Here is a 15353-nt window from a genome sequence, read left to right on the forward strand (position 1 = left end):
CATGCGCATTGAGGTAGTGGCCTGGGGTGCCCTGACCTTGTTGCTGTTCGCGGCCGAATCGCTGGCGCCGGGCGCCTTCATGCTGTGGATGGGCTTCGCTGCCGCGGCGGTGTTCCTCGCGGTGCTGGTGTTCCCGGACATCTCCCTGCTGCTGCAGGTCGGCGCGTTCGTGGTGCTGAGCTTCGTCTCGATCCAGGTGTACCGCACCTGGTTCCGCAACCGCGGCCGGACCAGCGACCAACCGCTGCTCAACCGTCGCGCCGAGCAACTGATCGGCCGCGTGGTGACCCTGGACCAGCCGATCCACGGCGGCCGCGGCCGCGCCAAGGTCGACGACGCCTTCTGGGTCGTCGGCGGCCCCGACCTGCCCGCCGGCAGCACGGTGCGCATCGTCGGCGTGGACGGAATGACGCTGCTGGTCCAGGCGGCTTGAAAGCCGGGATTGGGGATCGGGGATTGGGGATTCGTAGGAGCGGCTTCAGCCGCGACTTGGGACCGATGATGGGTCGCGGCTGAAGCCGCTCCTACGGCACTGCGCCATCAAGCGCCAACGTTCCGGCTCAAGGCAGCCGCTCTTGCGAATCCCCAATCCCAACTCCCCAATCCCGGCTCCCTGCCGGCGATAATGGGGGACTTTTCTCACGGACCCGCGCCATGACCCAGAAGACCATCCTCAACGACAGCCACCGCGCCCTCGGCGCCAAGATGGTCGACTTCGGCGGCTGGGACATGCCGATCCACTACGGTTCGCAGATCGACGAGCACCACCAGGTGCGCCGCGACGCCGGCATGTTCGACGTCAGCCACATGACCGTGGTCGATCTGCACGGAGACCAGGTCCGCGCGTTCCTGCGCCACCTGCTGGCCAATTCGGTGGACAAGCTGAAGGTGCCGGGCAAGGCGCTGTACACCTGCATGCTCAACCCGCAGGGCGGGGTGATCGACGATCTGATTGTCTATTACATGTCCGATGCGTTCTTCCGCCTGGTGGTCAACGCCGCCACCCGCGCCAAGGACCTGGCCTGGATCGGTGAGCAGGCGCAGGCGTTCGGCGTGCAGGTGCGCGAGCGCGACGACTTCGCGATGATCGCGGTGCAGGGGCCGAACGCGCGCGCCAAGGCGATCGGCCTGCTGCGCGAGCAGGACCGTGCCGCCGCCCAGAAGCTCGGCCGTTTCGCCGCGCTCGAGGCGAGTTCGGTCGACGGCGTGCCGCTGTTCGTCGCGCGCACCGGCTACACCGGCGAGGACGGCTTCGAGATCGTGCTGCCTCAGCAGCAGGCGCCGGCGTTCTGGGAGGCGTTGATCGGCGCCGGGGTCAAGCCGGCCGGCCTGGGCGCGCGCGACACGCTGCGCCTGGAGGCGGGCATGAACCTGTACGGCCAGGACATGGACGACACCGTGTCGCCCTACGAAGCCGCGCTGGCCTGGACCGTGACCCTCGACGAGGGCCGCGACTTCATCGGCCGCGCCGTGCTCGAGGCGCAGAAGGCCGGCGGCGCGCCGCGGCAGATGATCGGCCTGGTGATGGACGAGAAGGGCGTGCTGCGCCATGGGCAGAAGGTGCTGACCGCGAACGGCGACGGCGAGATCCTGTCCGGCACCTTCTCGCCGACGCTGGGCAAGGCGATCGCCTTCGCGCGGGTGCCGGCCGGCGAGCCGGGCGCGGTGCGCGTGGACATCCGCGGCAAGGAGGTGCCGGTGCGCGTGGTCAAGTTCCCGTTCGTGCGCGAAGGCCAGGTCCAGCCCGGCGTGCTCGACTGAGTCCCGTCCGCCGCGCGCGCGACTTCTTCCCCACGCGCGCGGTTCGCTACACTAGCCTCCCATCCTCGATACCGTCTTCTTCCGGAGCAGCCCCATGAGCGAGATCCCTGGCGACCTCAAATTCCTCAAGTCCCACGAGTGGGCCCGCGTCGAGGGCAACGGTCGTGTGACCATCGGCATCTCCGACCACGCCCAGGGCCTGCTCGGCGACCTGGTCTACGTCGAGCTGCCGAATGTCGGCGATCACGTCGAAGCCGGCAACGGCGTGGCCGTGGTCGAGTCGGTCAAGGCCGCCTCGGACGTGTACAGCCCGCTGAGCGGCAAGGTGGTCGAGGTCAACACCGCGCTGAGCGACAAGCCGGAAACGATCAACGAAGATGCCTACGGCGAAGGCTGGATCCTGGTGCTGGAAGCGGACGACGCCGAGCAGTTGAACGAACTGCTGTCGCCGGACGAATACGCCGAACTGCTCGAGGACGACGGCCACTGAGCCGATCGCCCGTCGCGACACCCGAACCGGCCGCCTCGTGCGGCCGGTTTCTTTTTGGGCCCTGCGCAGCGACCACGTCGTCCGCGTTGCCGTATGGCCGTTGCGGTAACTCATGTCGCTGGCGTCGCGGCGTGCGTCGATGCGAAGACGGCGTGAGGCTGTCGCCGGTTGCACCGCGAGCGCAGCGTGTTGCCGCGCGCGGAGACGTCCGCTGACCCGCGCGTCGTCGGCGCCGGTTTTCCGACGCGGTACGGGTGCGGCGCGGCATGAGCGCGGTATGGGGTGGCGAGGAACAGGCAGCGGCGACGTGGTGTGCGTCGCGCACGTCATCGTTGCGCGCCTGAGAGGTGTGCGCCGGCGCCAGTCGCCCACCTGTGCGATCGGTGTCGGTCGACGCAACCGCGCGAAGGTGTCGGTGGCGGCTTGGCGTGGAGGCGGACGAGGGTGGTGGCCTGCGTTGTGGTGCGGTGGCGACGTGCGTGCAGGTCGCGTCGCAGTGGCGCGACGCGCCACGTCTCGGCGACGCCGCACGCGACGCATCGCGAGCGTCGCGACGGGCGCACGACGCAAAAAAGTTTGCGCACTTTTGCGCATTTGCACTTGTGCGATGCCGGAACCGCACGCGGTCGCGAAATTTTTTTTCAGCTAGCGGACAGCCTGGCGTGCACTCCCGCGATTGCTGCCGACGCGTCGTCGCGCCCCGTCCGCAACGCGATGGCGGCGTCGTGTCGTTACAGAAAACACGGAAATTTCCCTGCTTTTTTTGCGCGCGCCGTTTTCCTTGTGGTGCCGGCATCGGCGATCGGAGGCGTCGGCAAGGCGGCTGGCGCGGCATGCGGTGGGCGTGGCGCGCGCGCCAGCAGAAAAAAAATTGCGCGGAAGTGTTGACAGTAAAAAAAACCGTGATTAGGTTTCGCCCAGCAGACGTTGCTGCGCAAGCGAGTGAATCGGATCGACATCAAAACGCGAAGCACAACTTGGACATCCGCCAGGAACCCGAAGATGGTGGAGTTGGAGTCGCTTCCCTCCGAGAAACGCAACGTCTCCCCTGGCATCGCACCCGTATCGACATCCGGTACGGGTGTTTCTGTATCCGATCCGGCCCGCAGTGCGCGCCGGCGGTTCCCGCAGGCGGAGCATCGCCGCGAGGTTGCTTTAACTGGGCATTTTCAATCCATAGTTCACTGACGAGGAGCCATCCCATGGCCACGAAAAAAGCTGCGAAAAAGCCGGCCGCTAAGAAGGCGGTCAAGAAGACTGCCGCCAAGAAGCCGGCAGCGAAGAAGGTTTCGGTAAAGAAGGCGGTCAAGAAGGTCGCCAAGAAGGTGGCCAAGAAGGTCGCCAAGGTGAAGAAGGCGGTCAAGAAGGCCGTTGCCAAGAAGCCGGTGAAGAAGACGGCGAAGAAGGCCGCCACCAAGAAGACCGCGAAGAAGGCCGTCGCCAAGAAGGCGGTGAAGAAGACCGCGAAGAAGGCTGCGACCAAGAAGACCGCGGCGAAGAAGACCGTGAAGAAGTCGGCTGCCAAGAAGCCGGCCGCGAAGAAGGCCACCGCCAAGAAGACCGTGGCGAAGAAGAAGCCGGCCGCTCGCAAGAAGAAGGCCGCTCCGGTCGCGCTGCCGGCCACGCCCGCGCCGCTGATCTGATCCATCCCGATCGCTGTTCCTAGACTCTCTCCCCGGTGCCCAGCGGGGAGGGAGTTTTTTATTTGCGGCGTCCTGCCGTGCGCAATCGCATCGCGCCTCTCTGCCCGACGCTGCCGGCGGCGTCCGTCGTCTCGATCCTCGAAGACTGCTCGCCGCGTGCGGCTGGCCAGGTGGCGACGTGGTCATGGTGCCCGTGTGTCTCGCACCGCCGATCAGCGGCCGCCTGCCGCGTCCGCCCGTTCCAACCACCTCGACCCGTTCTCCTTGCGCTGATCGCCAGATCGGCACGTGGGGATCTGCCTGTGGGTCTCGCATGGGAACGCGGCTGCATGTCGGGAAGACCGCTGCGCGATCGGGTACCTGCGATCGCTGCGCATCCATCAGGTCATCCCGAGTGCATGTGCCGCCCCGGCGGTCACGTGCGCACCGCACGTGAGCAAGCGGGCGCGGCGACGGGCCTGCGCGAAAGCGACAGGTCAGCCACCACGCGGCGGTGGGCGGCGGTGGGCGGCAGTGGAGGGGGATCGCATTGAATGCATCGACCCGGACGTGGGGCGACCGGTCGTCGGTTCGGGACCGCTGGGGCTACCGAGGCACGCCTGACATCCGGCGGCTCAGCCAGGCATCGTGCACCACGCATGCAACGCGTCAGCGTGCCTTGCCCGACGATGGGCAGCACATCGCTGTTTCCGCGCATTGCGTGGATTGCAGTGGATCTCTGAGCACCTGTTTTCGCCACCTTGAGCCGAAGACGGCTTGCCCTGTTGTAGGAGCGGCTTCAGCCGCGACGGGCGTTCCGGGTAAAGCCCGTCGTACAAACTACTATCGTCGTGGAGAGAAGACGCGACAGGCGCGATCTGCGTGTGCGTGCTGCCCAACGCTCGCGCGCGGCGGTGCACCGAGCTGCCAGCATGCCAGCGGCAGCGTGCGGCGATGCGGGGTGCCTTGTCCATCCGATGCGGGATCGCGGAGGACGACGGGAGGGGGCGGTGCACGCCCCGCGCGATCTTGGAGGTGAGGGCGCGCATCGCCGCGCCTTACGTGCGCTCCGCCCGCCGCCGCCGTCCGGGCGACGCAGTCGTTGAGCGTTCGTCGTGGAATGTCGTCGGTCGTCTCCCCCGCGATTTCGCGCCGCGGCCATGCCGCCGCACCGCCGCACCCCTGCGTCGCAGCGGTGTCGCGTCGTCGCAACCGGACAGGGCTGCGTCCCAGCGACGGGGCGGGTGGACTGCACAAGCGCAGCGTAGGTCAGCGCTGCAGACAGCAGAAAGGCGGCTTGCGCCGCCTTTCTGCGAGGATGCTGCGGGAGGCCGCGCTCAGTGCGGCGAGGCTACCGACTTGGACGAGGACGCGCCCTTCTTGTCCTTCGGGTCCGGACGCTCGGCCATCAGGTTGTCGCTGCCGAAGTCGGTGTCCACGTCCAGCCAGCGCTGCGCCGGCAGGCCGATCGCGCGGTCGAGGACGGTCGGCAGCAGGCCCGAGGGCAGGCCGCTTTCGCCGTTCCACAGAATCGCCACAGCGAAGTCGCGTTCCGGCACCAGCGCGATCAGGCCGCGGTAGCCCTGCACCGCACCGGCATGGAAGATCACCTGGTGGCCGGAGTAGTCGAACACGCGCCAGCCCAGCGCGTAGCTGGCCGAGTTGACGCGTGCGCGGCGCCAGCCCGAGCGCATCTCGCCCGGGGTCAGGATCAGCGGCGCATGCAGGGTCGCCAGCAGCGGCTCCGGCAGCACGTCCGGGCGATGCCCGGTCTGCGCGATCAGCCACTGCGCCATGTCGCTGATGCTGGCGTTGACGCCGGCGGCCGGCGCCAGGCGGTAGTAGGTGGGCTTGGGCGTCAGCGAGACCCAACCGTTGCGGCTGCGCACGTGCGGGCGCGCCCAGCGCGGGCTGGCCTGGATGCCGGCCAGGCCCATGCTGGCGTCGTTCATGCCCAGCGGCTTGAAGATGCGGCGTTCCACCGACTGCTCGTAGAAGCTGCCGGACGCGGCGAACACCACGTCGCCGATCAGGCTGAAGGCGACGTTCTGGTAGGCGTAGCACTCGCCCGGCGCGCACTTCAGCGGCGCATAGGCCAGCTTGTGGCTGAGCGTGTAGTAATCGAGGTTGGATTCGACGTCGCGGTCGTAGGCGTTGTAGGTGAGGCCGACGCGGTGGCTGAGCAGGTCGGCCACGTTCAACTGGCGCGTGGCCACCGGGTCGCTGAGCTGGAAGCCCGGCACGTAATCGACCACCTTGCTGTCCCAGCGCAGGGTGCCGTCGGTGACCAGCAGGCCGGCCATGGTGCCGGCGAAGGCCTTGGACAGCGAGGCCAGGCGGAACACGGTGTGCGCATCGACTGGCTCGGGACGGTTGACGTCGGTCACGCCGTAGCCGCGCGCGCTGAGCACCTGGCCGTTGTGCACGATGGCCATCGCCAGACCGGGCACGCGCTCGCCATAGGTCAATTGTTCGGCGACCGACTCCAGCGCGGCCACGTCGAAGTCCTTGGCCAGCGGCAGTACCTGGCTCTGGGTCAGCGACGCGCGGTAGGGCAGCGGCTGGGTCGGCGAGGTATAGCGGGTGGCTTCGGTATGCAGCGGCGGCGGCAGCGGTTGGGCGGGCGCCGGCGTCTGTGCGGTGGAGGACATCGCAAAGGGCAACAATGCCCCGAGCAACCCGGTTGCCACCGGTCGAAGGAGCCGGTGCCTGCTGTTCTGTGTCATTGCGCCTGAGGCCTGTGAGGTGCTGCCGGCAACGATTCTAGCGCCGGATTTCTCGAATGCACAAACTGGGAGAAGATGAATAGGCATCGCCTTGATACTGCAGGGGATTTCCCGCGTCGAGCGGGGGTCTGCAGGCCTGCCGGCGGAGCGGTGGCGGGGACTGCGGCGGATGCCTATGGACATGCAATCGGCGTGCCGCGTAAGGCTGGTGCACGGGCTTCCCGGCGCTCATCTTTCGCGCCCGGGCGCCGCTTCGCGCCCCTCTCCCTCCGGGAGAGGGGTTGGGGTGAGGGTGGGTCACCCGGCACCAATAGAACTGCCGTAGCAATGGTTGGCGAATCGCCGCCGCCAGCCCGTGCGCATCGCCCCCAACAGCTGCCTCACCCCTCCCGCAGGACCATGCGCCCGCGGATCAGGTCGGCAGCGCGCTCGGCGATCATCATCGTCGGGCCGTTGGTATTGCCGCTGACCAGGCGCGGCATCACCGAGGCATCGACCACGCGCAGGCCGTCGAGGCCACGCAGGCGCAGCTGCGGGTCGACCACCGCCTGCGCGTCGCTGCCCATGCGGCAGGTGCCGATCGGGTGATAGATGGTTTCCGCCTTGGCGCGGATGAAGGCGATCAGCCCGGCTTCGTCCAGATCCTCGCGCGCCGGCAGCAGCGGCGCGCCGCGCCAGGCGTCGAACGCCGGCTGGCGCAGGATGTGCCGCGCCAGGCGCGCGCATTCGACCAGCATGCGCAGGTCGAAGCCGTCGGGATCGCTCAGGTAGTTGGCCTGGATCCGCGCCGGCGTGCGCGGGTCGGCGTCGTTGAGCGCGATGCGGCCGCGGCTGCGCGGCTGCAGGTGGCAGGCGTGCAGGGTGAAGCCGTCGCCGGGCAGGCGGTTGCGGCCGTGGTCGTCGAGCATGGCCGGCACGAAGTGCAACTGGATGTCGGCGCGCGCGTCCGGCGCCAACGGCGAGCGGATGAAGCCGCCGGCCTCGGCGATGTTGCTGCTGCCGGCGCCACGGTGCCCGCGCAGGAAATAGTCGAAGGCGATCTTGGCCTGGTTGCGGCGGTCGTAGCTGATGCCCGGGCGGGTACGGTACAGCGTGCACACGTCCAGGTGATCCTGCAGGTTGGCGCCGACCTGTGGCTGGTCCAGTTGCACCGCGATGCCATGGCGGCGCAGCGCATCGGCCGGGCCGATGCCCGAGAGCATCAGCAACTGCGGCGAGTTCACCGCGCCGGCGCTGAGCAGCACCTCGCGCGCGGCGCGCGCCTGCACCTCGCGGCCGTCCTGCGCATAGGCGACGCCGACCACGCGTCCGCCTTCGATCAACAGGCGCAGCACCAGCGCGTCGGTGACCACCTGCAGGTTCTCCCGCGCGCGCGCCGGCGCCAGGTAGGCGACCGCAGCCGAGCAGCGTGCGCCGTCCTTCTGGGTGACCTGGTACAGGCCCACGCCCTGTTGCTGCGGGCCGTTGAAATCGGGGTTGTGCGGGAAGCCCGCTTCCTGCGCGGCGGCCACGAACACGTCCGAGAGCGGGTTGTGGTAGCGCAGGTCGGAGACGTGCAGCGGGCCGTCGCTGCCATGCAGCGCATCGCCGCCGCGACTGTTGCATTCGCTGCGGCGGAAGTAGGGCAGCACGCCGCGCCAGTCCCAGCCGTCGGCACCGCCGGCCGACCAGTCGTCGTAGTCGGCAGGCACGCCGCGCACGTAGCACATCGCGTTGATCGAACTGGAGCCGCCCAGCACCTTCCCGCGCGGCCACCACAGCCGCCGATCGTTCAAGGCCGGCTCGGCCTCGGTGAGATAGTTCCAGTTGATGCGCCGGTTGTTGGCCAGGCGCGCCAGGCCGGCAGGCATGTGGATGAAGGGATTGCGGTCGCGTGGGCCGGCCTCGATCAGCAGCACCTTGCAGTCGCGGTCCTCGCTCAGGCGGTTGGCGAGCACGCAGCCGGCCGAGCCTGCGCCGATGATGATGTAGTCGTACACCCGCGGTGTCCCCTGAGTTTCTGGCGCCGACGCTAGTCGCCGAGGATAGAGCATATGCTCGGCGTGGACCGCCGCCGGGCGCAGCGCGCGAGGGGCGCGGGTGGCGGAGGGCGCGCATGCTGGCGGTGTTGCGGTGCATCAGCTACCGTGCGCGTTTTCCGCCCCCGAAAATCGCCGATGTCCCGTTCCCGCGCCAGGGTCCGCCGCCGATGAGCGCCACCTCGCATGCTCCCGGCGCGCTGGCGCGGCTGCGCGGCGCCCTGCGCGATTCGCCACCGCTGGCGTGGGCGTTCCTGTACTTCTTCTCGCTGCTCAGCGGCTACTACGTGCTGCGGCCGGTGCGCGAGGCGATGGGGGCCTCCGCCGACGTGGCCGCCGTGTTCCCGCCGGCGATGATCGCGTTCTTCGCCGCGCACGGCATGCCGCTGAAGGAGTTCGCGCTGCAGGTGCTGTTCACCTGCACCTTCCTGATCATGCTGTTGTTGCAGCCGGTCTACGGTGCGCTGGTCAGCCGCTATCCGCGCCGGGTGTTCCTGCCGGTGGTGTACGGCTTCTTCATCGCCACGCTGCTGCTGTTCTACGTGTTGTTCGACAGCGGCGTGCCCGGGCGCGGCATGGCCTTCTTCCTGTGGATCTCGGTGTTCAACCTGTTCGCGGTGGCGGTGTTCTGGAGCTTCATGGCCGACGTCTTCAGCAATGCCGAAGCGCGCGCCTGCTATGGCTACATAGGCGCCGCCGGCACGCTCGGCGCGTTCCTGGGGCCGGTCATCGCCAGCAGCCTGGTCGAGCGCATCGGCATCGCCAACCTGATGCTGGTGTCGGCCAGCTTCCTGGTGGTCAGCGTGATCTGCCTGCTGCGCCTGCGGCTGTGGGCGGTCGCCCGCGAACGCGAGCGCGGCGTGGTCGGCGGCGAGGCGCCGATGGGCGGCGACGTGCTGGCCGGGCTGAAGCTGATCGCGCGCGAACCGCTGCTGCGCTGGCTGGCCCTGATGTCGGTGTTCGGCGTGGGCGTGGGCACCTTGCTGTACAACGAACAGGCGGCGATCGTGCGCCGCCTGTACACCGATGCGGCGGCCAGTACCGCCTTCTACGCCAGCATCGACCTGGCGGTGAACGCACTGACCCTGGTCCTGCAACTGCTGGTCACCCGCGCGCTGCTGTCGCGCTTCGGCATCGGGCCGGCGCTGCTCATCCCCGGCTGCGCGATCCTGCTCGGCTATTCGGTGCTGGCGGTTTCGCCGCTGCCGATGCTGGTGGCGGTGGTGCAGGTGATGACCCGCGCCGGCGAGTTCTCCCTGGCCAAGCCGGCCCGCGAGACCCTGTACACGCGGGTCGGCCGCGAATGGCGCTACAAGGCCGGCGCGGCGATCGATACGGTGATCTACCGCGGCAGCGACCTCAGCTTCGCCTGGCTGTACAAACTGCTGTCGGGATTCGGCTCGCAGGTGGTGTTCGTCGCGGGCCTGCTGGCCGCCTCCGGCATGACCCTGGGCGCGTGGCGGCTGCTGCGCGAGGCGGCCAAGCTGCCGCCGGAACGCACACCGCCGACGCGCTGAGGCGGCGCCGCGAAGCAGGGGACTGGCCGCCCATCGGGACGCTGGCTATGCTGGCGCCCTGTTTCCTGTGCCGGATAGCACGATGATCCTGTTGGCTTCGATCTTGGTGGGCGCGGTCGCGCTGCTGCACCTGTACATCCTGGTGCTGGAGATGGTCCTGTGGACGCGTCCGCTGGGCATGAAGGTGTTCCGCAACAGCCCGGAGAAGGCGCAGGCCACGCGCGTGCTGGCGGCCAACCAGGGGCTCTACAACGGCTTCCTCGCCGCCGGCCTGGCCTGGGGCCTGGTCGCGCAGCGGGTCGACGTGATGCTGTTCTTCCTCGGCTGCGTGGTCGTGGCCGGCCTGTACGGCGGCTGGAGCGTCAGCCGCCGCATCGTGTTCGTGCAGGCGCTGCCGGCGGCGCTGGCGATCGCCGCGGTGCTGCTGGCGTACTGAGCCGCACACCGCACACCGCACACCGCACACGCGACGCAGCGATCAGGCCGAGGCCGACGTGCGTGGCGACACCCACATCGCGATGCGCGCGAAGCACACCACCTGCTCGCGTGCGTCGCGGATCTCCACGCTGACCGGCAGGTCGTAGCCGCGCTCGGCGGCGACGATCGCCACATCCGGCGTGGCCACCGCATGCATCGGGCCGAGCGCCTTGCTGCGGTATTCCACCTGCATGCCCTTGGGGATCCAGCGCATCGACGGCGGCAGGCTGGCGTCGACCATGAGGCCGCCGGCCAGTTCCGCCAGGTTGCACAGCGCGATCGCGTGCACGGTGCCGATGTGGTTGCTGACCCGCCGCCGATGCGCGATGCGCGCCTCGCAGCGGCCCGGCTGCAGGACGGTGACGCGCGGCGCGATGCTGGCGAAGTAGGGTGCCTTGAAGCAGACCGCGCGCGCGAACAGCCAGGAACCGGCTGGCCAGCGTTGCATGCGGTGATAGAGCGAAAGCAGTTGGCTCATGGCTGTCTCCTCAAACGCACGACGGCGGACCGAAGTCCGCCGTCGTGGGTGTCGCAGGGTCGGGCCGATCAGGCCGCTTCGCGCGAATGCCCATCGTCGGCCGCCGCAGCGGCGCGCTGGTAATAGCTCGCCGAACGCAGCTCGTCGGTGTCGAAGTCGTCGACGCTGATCGTGTCCATGGTGATCTCGCGCAGTTCCTCCAGCTGACGGCGCTCGTCTGCAGACAGCACGCCTTCGCGCACCGCCTCGTCCAGCTGCGAGGCGAAGTCCAGCGACTCGATGCCCTTGCTCTTGAGCGCCTTCAGGAACTTGCGTTCCACCGGCTCGGCCAGCACGGCCTTGGTCAGATAGCTGGCGATGCGGCCGCCGGGGTTGTTCTCGCACGGGGTCAGGAACACGCCCTGGCCAAGGCGATCGCGGGCTTCGTTCGGCGTCATCAGCAGCGCGGCGACGCGGTGGCCCAGGCGGTCGCCCGGCGCTTCGGCACGGCGGCCCCACGGGAAGATCAGCGCCCACATCAGCCAGCCGACCGGACGGATCGGGAAGTTGCGCAGCGCCGCCGACAGCGCCAGCTCGATCTTGTGCACGCTGTCGTGGAAGGCCCAGGCCAGCAGCGGCTGGTCGGTGGCCGGCGCACCGTCGTCGTGGTAGCGCTTGAGCATGGCGCTGGTCATGTAGATGTGGCTCAGCACGTCGCCCAGACGCCCGGACAGCGACTCCTTGAACTTCAGCTTGCCGCCGAGCATCAGCATCGACACGTCCGCCATCAGCGCCAGGTTCGCCGAATAGCGGTCCAGCTTGCGGAAGTAGCGGCGGGTGTAGGCATCGCCCGGCGCGGCACCGATGCGCGCGGCGGTCAGGCCGAACCACAGCGAACGCACCGCATTGGAGATGGCAAAGCCGATGTGGCCGAACAGGTTGCGGTCGAATTCGTCGACGCCGGCCTTGTGGTCCGGGTTGCCGGCGGCCTTCATTTCCTTCATCACCCACGGATGGCACAGGATCGCGCCCTGGCCGAAGATCAGCAGGCTGCGGGTCATGATGTTGGCGCCTTCCACGGTGATCGCGATCGGCGCGGCCTGCCAGCTGCGGCCGGCGAAGTTGCGCGGGCCGAGGATGATGCCCTTGCCGCCGACCACGTCCATCACGTCGCTGATGACCTCGCGACTCATGGTGGTGCAGTGGTACTTGGCGATCGCCGACGGCACCGACGGCACGTCGCCGCGGTCCACTGCCGCGGCGGTGGCCTGCGACAGCGCGCTGATCGCATAGGCCTTGCCGCCGATGCGGGCCAGCGCCTCTTCCACGCCCTCGAAGCGGCCGACCGACAGGCCGAACTGCTTGCGGATGCGCGCATACGCACCGGTGACGACCGCGCCGAACTTGGCGCCGCCGCTGGCGGTGGAGGGCAGGGTGATCGAGCGGCCCACGGCCAGACACTCGTTGAGCATGTTCCAGCCCTTGCCCACCATCTCCACGCCGCCGATCAGCTGGCTCAGCGGGATGAACACCTCGCGGCCGTGGATCGGGCCGTTCTGGAACGGCGAGTTGAGCGGGAAGTGGCGGCGGCCGATCTCGACCCCGGGGGTCTCGCGCGGCAGCAGCGCCAGGGTGATGCCGATGTCCTTGGTGTCGCCGATCAGGCCTTCCGGGTCGTACATGCGGAACGCCAGGCCGACCAGGGTCGCCACCGGGGCCAGGGTGATGTAGCGCTTGTCGAAGGTCAGCTTGACGCCGAGCACGTTGGCGCCGTTCCACTCGCCCTTGCAGACGATGCCGTAGTCGGGGATCGAGGTGGCGTCGGAGCCGGCGAACGGACCGGTCAGGCCGAAGCAGGGCACTTCCTGGCCCACCGCCAGACGCGGCAGGTAATAGTCCTTCTGCTCCTTGGAGCCGTAGTGCAGCAGCAGTTCGCCCGGGCCCAGCGAGTTGGGCACGCCGACGGTGGAGCTGACCACGCTGGAGACCGAGGCGATCTTCTGGATCACCTTGTGATGCGCCAGCGCGGAGAAGCCGAGGCCGCCGTACTCCTTCGGAATGATCATGCCGAAGAACTTGTTCTTCTTGATGAAGCTCCAGATCTCCGGCGGCAGGTCGGCGTGGACGTGGGTGATTTCCCAGTCGTTGGTCATCCGGCACAGCTCTTCGACCGGGCCATCGAGGAAGGCCTGTTCTTCGGCGGTCAGCTGCGGCTTGGGATAGTTCAGCAGCTTCTGCCAATCCGGATCGCCGGTGAACAGTTCGCCTTCGAAACCGACCGAACCGGTTTCCAGGGCGATGCGCTCGGTCTGCGACAGCGGCGGCAGCACCTTGCGGAACACCTTCAGCATCGGTGCGGTGAGCAGCGGCTTGCGCACGAACGGCAACAGCAGCGGCACCGCGATCACCGCCAGCACGACGGCCGCGACGATGGTGGCGACGTGGCTGGCGCCGAGCAGCCAGCACGCGACCAGCAGCGTGGCGCTCAACGCGGCCCAGACGGCGAGCCGCATGCGGTGATAGGCGGCGAACGCGCCGGCCAGCAACAACACGAGGAAGGGGGCAATGATGCTCATGGGCGTGCTCCGGGGAGGTACTCGGTGACGGCGGACGATGCGCCGGCGCAGGCCGGTGGCAGGGCGTCCAGGTAGTGCAACACAGTGGCGGTAAATGCGGCGTTGTCGTCGCCGGCCAGCATATGCGTGGCCTCGGGCAGATGCGCATGCTGCGCATGCGGCACCAGCGACAGGAATTCTTCGATGGTCTGCGGCGTGACCAGGTCGCTGCGGCCGCCGCTGATCAGCAGCAGCGGGCACTGCACGTGCGCGGCGGCCTGCGCGATCGCGCCCTGGTGCTGGTCGCTGTCGCGCGCCAGCTCTTCGACCAGGCGCGGATCCCAGTGCCAGTACCAGCGGCCGTCGGCGTACTGGCGCAGCACGCTGCGCAGCGCCTCCGGCGACTTGCGCGCGCGCTGCGGCAGGTAGGCGGCAATGGCGTCGCCAGCGTCGTCCAGGCTGGCGAAGCCCTGCGGATGTGCGGTCATGAAGGCGAGGATGCGTTCGACCCCGGCCGGCTGCCAGCGCGGGGTGATGTCCACCAGCACCATCGCGCGGAACAGGCCGGGCCAGCGCGATTCGGCGATCAGCCCGAACAGCCCGCCCATCGAGGCGGCGACCAGCACCGGCGGCGACATCTCGCCGGCGACCACGATCAGGTCGTCGGTGAACTGCTCGCCCCGATAAGGAAGGTCTGCCGGGTTGCGTGCGGAATCGCCATGGCCGCGCGCATCGTAGGCAACGCTGCGGTAGCCGTGCGCCTGCAGCGCCGCGGCGGTCGCCGACCAGGCGTGCCGGGTCTGGCCGAAGCCATGCGCGAACAACACCGAACCGGCCTCGCCGGGACCGGTGACGGTCGCGGCCAGCGCCAACTCGCCGGCGCCCGAGAGGGTGGCCGAGGCGGCATGCGGGACAGTGGCGGATGCGGAAACCATACGAGATAGTATGGTCGCCCTGCGCGGCATGTCAATACGATGCAGTATGGGTGCGAAAAGCCAATGCTGCCGGGCATTTGCGCCGCCCTCGTGAAGGCCACATACTGCAACCGACGTCCCCGTATGGTTAAATCCACGGATGAATACCGCGCCCGCTCCTTCCTCCGACGACGGCACCCCTTCCGGCGGTGGCCGCAACAACCGGCTCAGTGCCGAAGACTGGGCGCAGGCCGCCCTGGACCTGATCGCCGAACAGGGCGTGAGCGCCGTGGCGGTGGAGCCGCTGGCGCGGCGCCTGGGCGTCACCAAGGGCAGCTTCTACTGGCACTTCCCCTCGCGCGATGCGCTGCTGCAGGCCGCGCTGGAGCGCTGGGAACTGGTCGAGCAGCAGCAGGTGTTCGGCAGCCTGGAAGAGGTGCCGGATCCGCGCACGCGCCTGCGCGCGCTGTTCCAGTTGGTGGCGCACGAGGTCAAGCCGCATGTCATCTACAGCGAACTGTTGAAGGCCCTCGACCATCCCGCGGTGCGGCCGGTGATCGACCGGGTCTCGCAGCGGCGCATGGAGTATCTGATCGCCTCGTTCCGCCAGGCCGGGCTCAGCCGGACCGACGCGCAACACCGCGCACGGCTGGCCTATGCCGCCTACGTCGGCTTCCTGCAGCTGTCGCTGCAGTTGCACCAGCCCAAGCAGGCGCGTGAGGACTTCGAGGCCTACGTCGAGCACGTCATCGTGACCTTGATTCCCGGCTGATCCTGCAGCGAGGCGCGTCGGCATTGAACGCCGGCGCATACCCA

The 15353-nt window shown here is 68.7% G+C and carries 12 protein-coding genes; 7 read left to right on the forward strand and 5 right to left on the reverse strand.

The window, feature by feature from the left end; translation table 11 throughout:
- The first annotated feature begins 1 nt into the window (after position 1).
- From NUG21_RS06495 to NUG21_RS06510, 4 genes are all read left to right on the forward strand, one after another.
- Positions 2-433 (forward strand): NfeD family protein, encoded by a 432-nt coding sequence (locus NUG21_RS06495; protein WP_160946452.1) that lies wholly within the window; start codon positions 2-4, stop codon positions 431-433.
- A 221-nt stretch (positions 434-654) separates the two neighbouring features.
- A complete protein-coding gene (gene gcvT / locus NUG21_RS06500) occupies positions 655-1761 on the forward strand; it encodes a glycine cleavage system aminomethyltransferase GcvT (protein ID WP_263392615.1) in 1107 nt (368 codons plus the stop codon).
- A gap of 94 nt (positions 1762-1855) precedes the next feature.
- Positions 1856-2251 (forward strand): glycine cleavage system protein GcvH, encoded by a 396-nt coding sequence (gcvH, locus tag NUG21_RS06505; protein ID WP_017910465.1) that lies wholly within the window; start codon positions 1856-1858, stop codon positions 2249-2251.
- A 1202-nt stretch (positions 2252-3453) separates the two neighbouring features.
- Positions 3454-3894 (forward strand): hypothetical protein, encoded by a 441-nt coding sequence (locus NUG21_RS06510; RefSeq protein ID WP_019797776.1) that lies wholly within the window; start codon positions 3454-3456, stop codon positions 3892-3894.
- A gap of 1316 nt (positions 3895-5210) precedes the next feature.
- On the opposite strand, the gene NUG21_RS06515 is transcribed toward NUG21_RS06510, so the two are convergent.
- Both NUG21_RS06515 and NUG21_RS06520 read right to left on the reverse strand, forming a co-directional pair.
- Positions 5211-6563 carry a serine hydrolase domain-containing protein gene (locus NUG21_RS06515; protein WP_184502665.1) on the reverse strand — a complete coding sequence of 451 codons (1353 nt, stop codon included), beginning with the start codon at positions 6561-6563 and terminating at the stop codon, positions 5211-5213.
- 416 nt (positions 6564-6979) lie between these two features.
- Positions 6980-8578 (reverse strand): GMC family oxidoreductase, encoded by a 1599-nt coding sequence (locus NUG21_RS06520; protein ID WP_263392616.1) that lies wholly within the window; start codon positions 8576-8578, stop codon positions 6980-6982.
- Between the two features lie 209 nt (positions 8579-8787).
- Here NUG21_RS06520 and NUG21_RS06525 point away from each other — a divergent pair, with 209 nt between their 5' ends.
- Both NUG21_RS06525 and NUG21_RS06530 read left to right on the forward strand, forming a co-directional pair.
- Positions 8788-10134 (forward strand): NTP/NDP exchange transporter, encoded by a 1347-nt coding sequence (locus NUG21_RS06525; RefSeq protein ID WP_263392617.1) that lies wholly within the window; start codon positions 8788-8790, stop codon positions 10132-10134.
- A gap of 82 nt (positions 10135-10216) precedes the next feature.
- Positions 10217-10570 (forward strand): DUF1304 domain-containing protein, encoded by a 354-nt coding sequence (locus NUG21_RS06530; protein ID WP_010344196.1) that lies wholly within the window; start codon positions 10217-10219, stop codon positions 10568-10570.
- 42 nt (positions 10571-10612) lie between these two features.
- Here NUG21_RS06530 and NUG21_RS06535 read toward each other — a convergent pair whose 3' ends face one another.
- The 3 genes from NUG21_RS06535 to NUG21_RS06545 all read right to left on the reverse strand — a co-directional run bounded on the left by NUG21_RS06535 (position 10613) and on the right by NUG21_RS06545 (position 14558).
- Positions 10613-11089, reverse strand: a complete 477-nt coding sequence (locus NUG21_RS06535) for a hotdog fold domain-containing protein (RefSeq protein WP_263392618.1) — start codon at positions 11087-11089, stop codon at positions 10613-10615.
- 68 nt (positions 11090-11157) lie between these two features.
- The gene (locus NUG21_RS06540) at positions 11158-13644 is read right to left on the reverse strand and encodes an acyl-CoA dehydrogenase (protein WP_160946445.1); all 2487 of its coding nucleotides are present in this window, start codon (positions 13642-13644) and stop codon (positions 11158-11160) included.
- Positions 13641-14558, reverse strand: coding sequence for an alpha/beta fold hydrolase (locus tag NUG21_RS06545; RefSeq protein WP_263392619.1), 918 nt, complete (start codon positions 14556-14558; stop codon positions 13641-13643). The genes NUG21_RS06540 and NUG21_RS06545 overlap by 4 nt, the downstream gene beginning before the upstream one ends.
- Before the next feature lie 139 nt (positions 14559-14697).
- On the opposite strand from NUG21_RS06545, the gene NUG21_RS06550 reads away from it, so the two are divergent.
- The gene (locus tag NUG21_RS06550) at positions 14698-15309 is read left to right on the forward strand and encodes a TetR/AcrR family transcriptional regulator (RefSeq protein WP_019797016.1); all 612 of its coding nucleotides are present in this window, start codon (positions 14698-14700) and stop codon (positions 15307-15309) included.
- The last annotated feature ends 44 nt before the right edge of the window (positions 15310-15353 follow it).

This window comes from Xanthomonas sp. CFBP 8445 (genome assembly GCF_025666235.1).
In the GTDB taxonomy this organism is placed as follows: domain Bacteria; phylum Pseudomonadota; class Gammaproteobacteria; order Xanthomonadales; family Xanthomonadaceae; genus Xanthomonas_A; species Xanthomonas_A indica.

Coding starts and splice junctions, on each gene's coding strand:
- NUG21_RS06495 (WP_160946452.1), top strand. CDS start 2: ATGCGCATTGAGGTAGTGGCCTGGGGTGCCCTGACCTTGTTGCTGTTC.
- gcvT (WP_263392615.1), top strand. CDS start 655: ATGACCCAGAAGACCATCCTCAACGACAGCCACCGCGCCCTCGGCGCC.
- gcvH (WP_017910465.1), top strand. CDS start 1,856: ATGAGCGAGATCCCTGGCGACCTCAAATTCCTCAAGTCCCACGAGTGG.
- NUG21_RS06510 (WP_019797776.1), top strand. CDS start 3,454: ATGGCCACGAAAAAAGCTGCGAAAAAGCCGGCCGCTAAGAAGGCGGTC.
- NUG21_RS06525 (WP_263392617.1), top strand. CDS start 8,788: ATGAGCGCCACCTCGCATGCTCCCGGCGCGCTGGCGCGGCTGCGCGGC.
- NUG21_RS06530 (WP_010344196.1), top strand. CDS start 10,217: ATGATCCTGTTGGCTTCGATCTTGGTGGGCGCGGTCGCGCTGCTGCAC.
- NUG21_RS06535 (WP_263392618.1), bottom strand. CDS start 11,089: ATGAGCCAACTGCTTTCGCTCTATCACCGCATGCAACGCTGGCCAGCC.
- NUG21_RS06540 (WP_160946445.1), bottom strand. CDS start 13,644: ATGAGCATCATTGCCCCCTTCCTCGTGTTGTTGCTGGCCGGCGCGTTC.
- NUG21_RS06545 (WP_263392619.1), bottom strand. CDS start 14,558: ATGGTTTCCGCATCCGCCACTGTCCCGCATGCCGCCTCGGCCACCCTC.
- NUG21_RS06550 (WP_019797016.1), top strand. CDS start 14,698: ATGAATACCGCGCCCGCTCCTTCCTCCGACGACGGCACCCCTTCCGGC.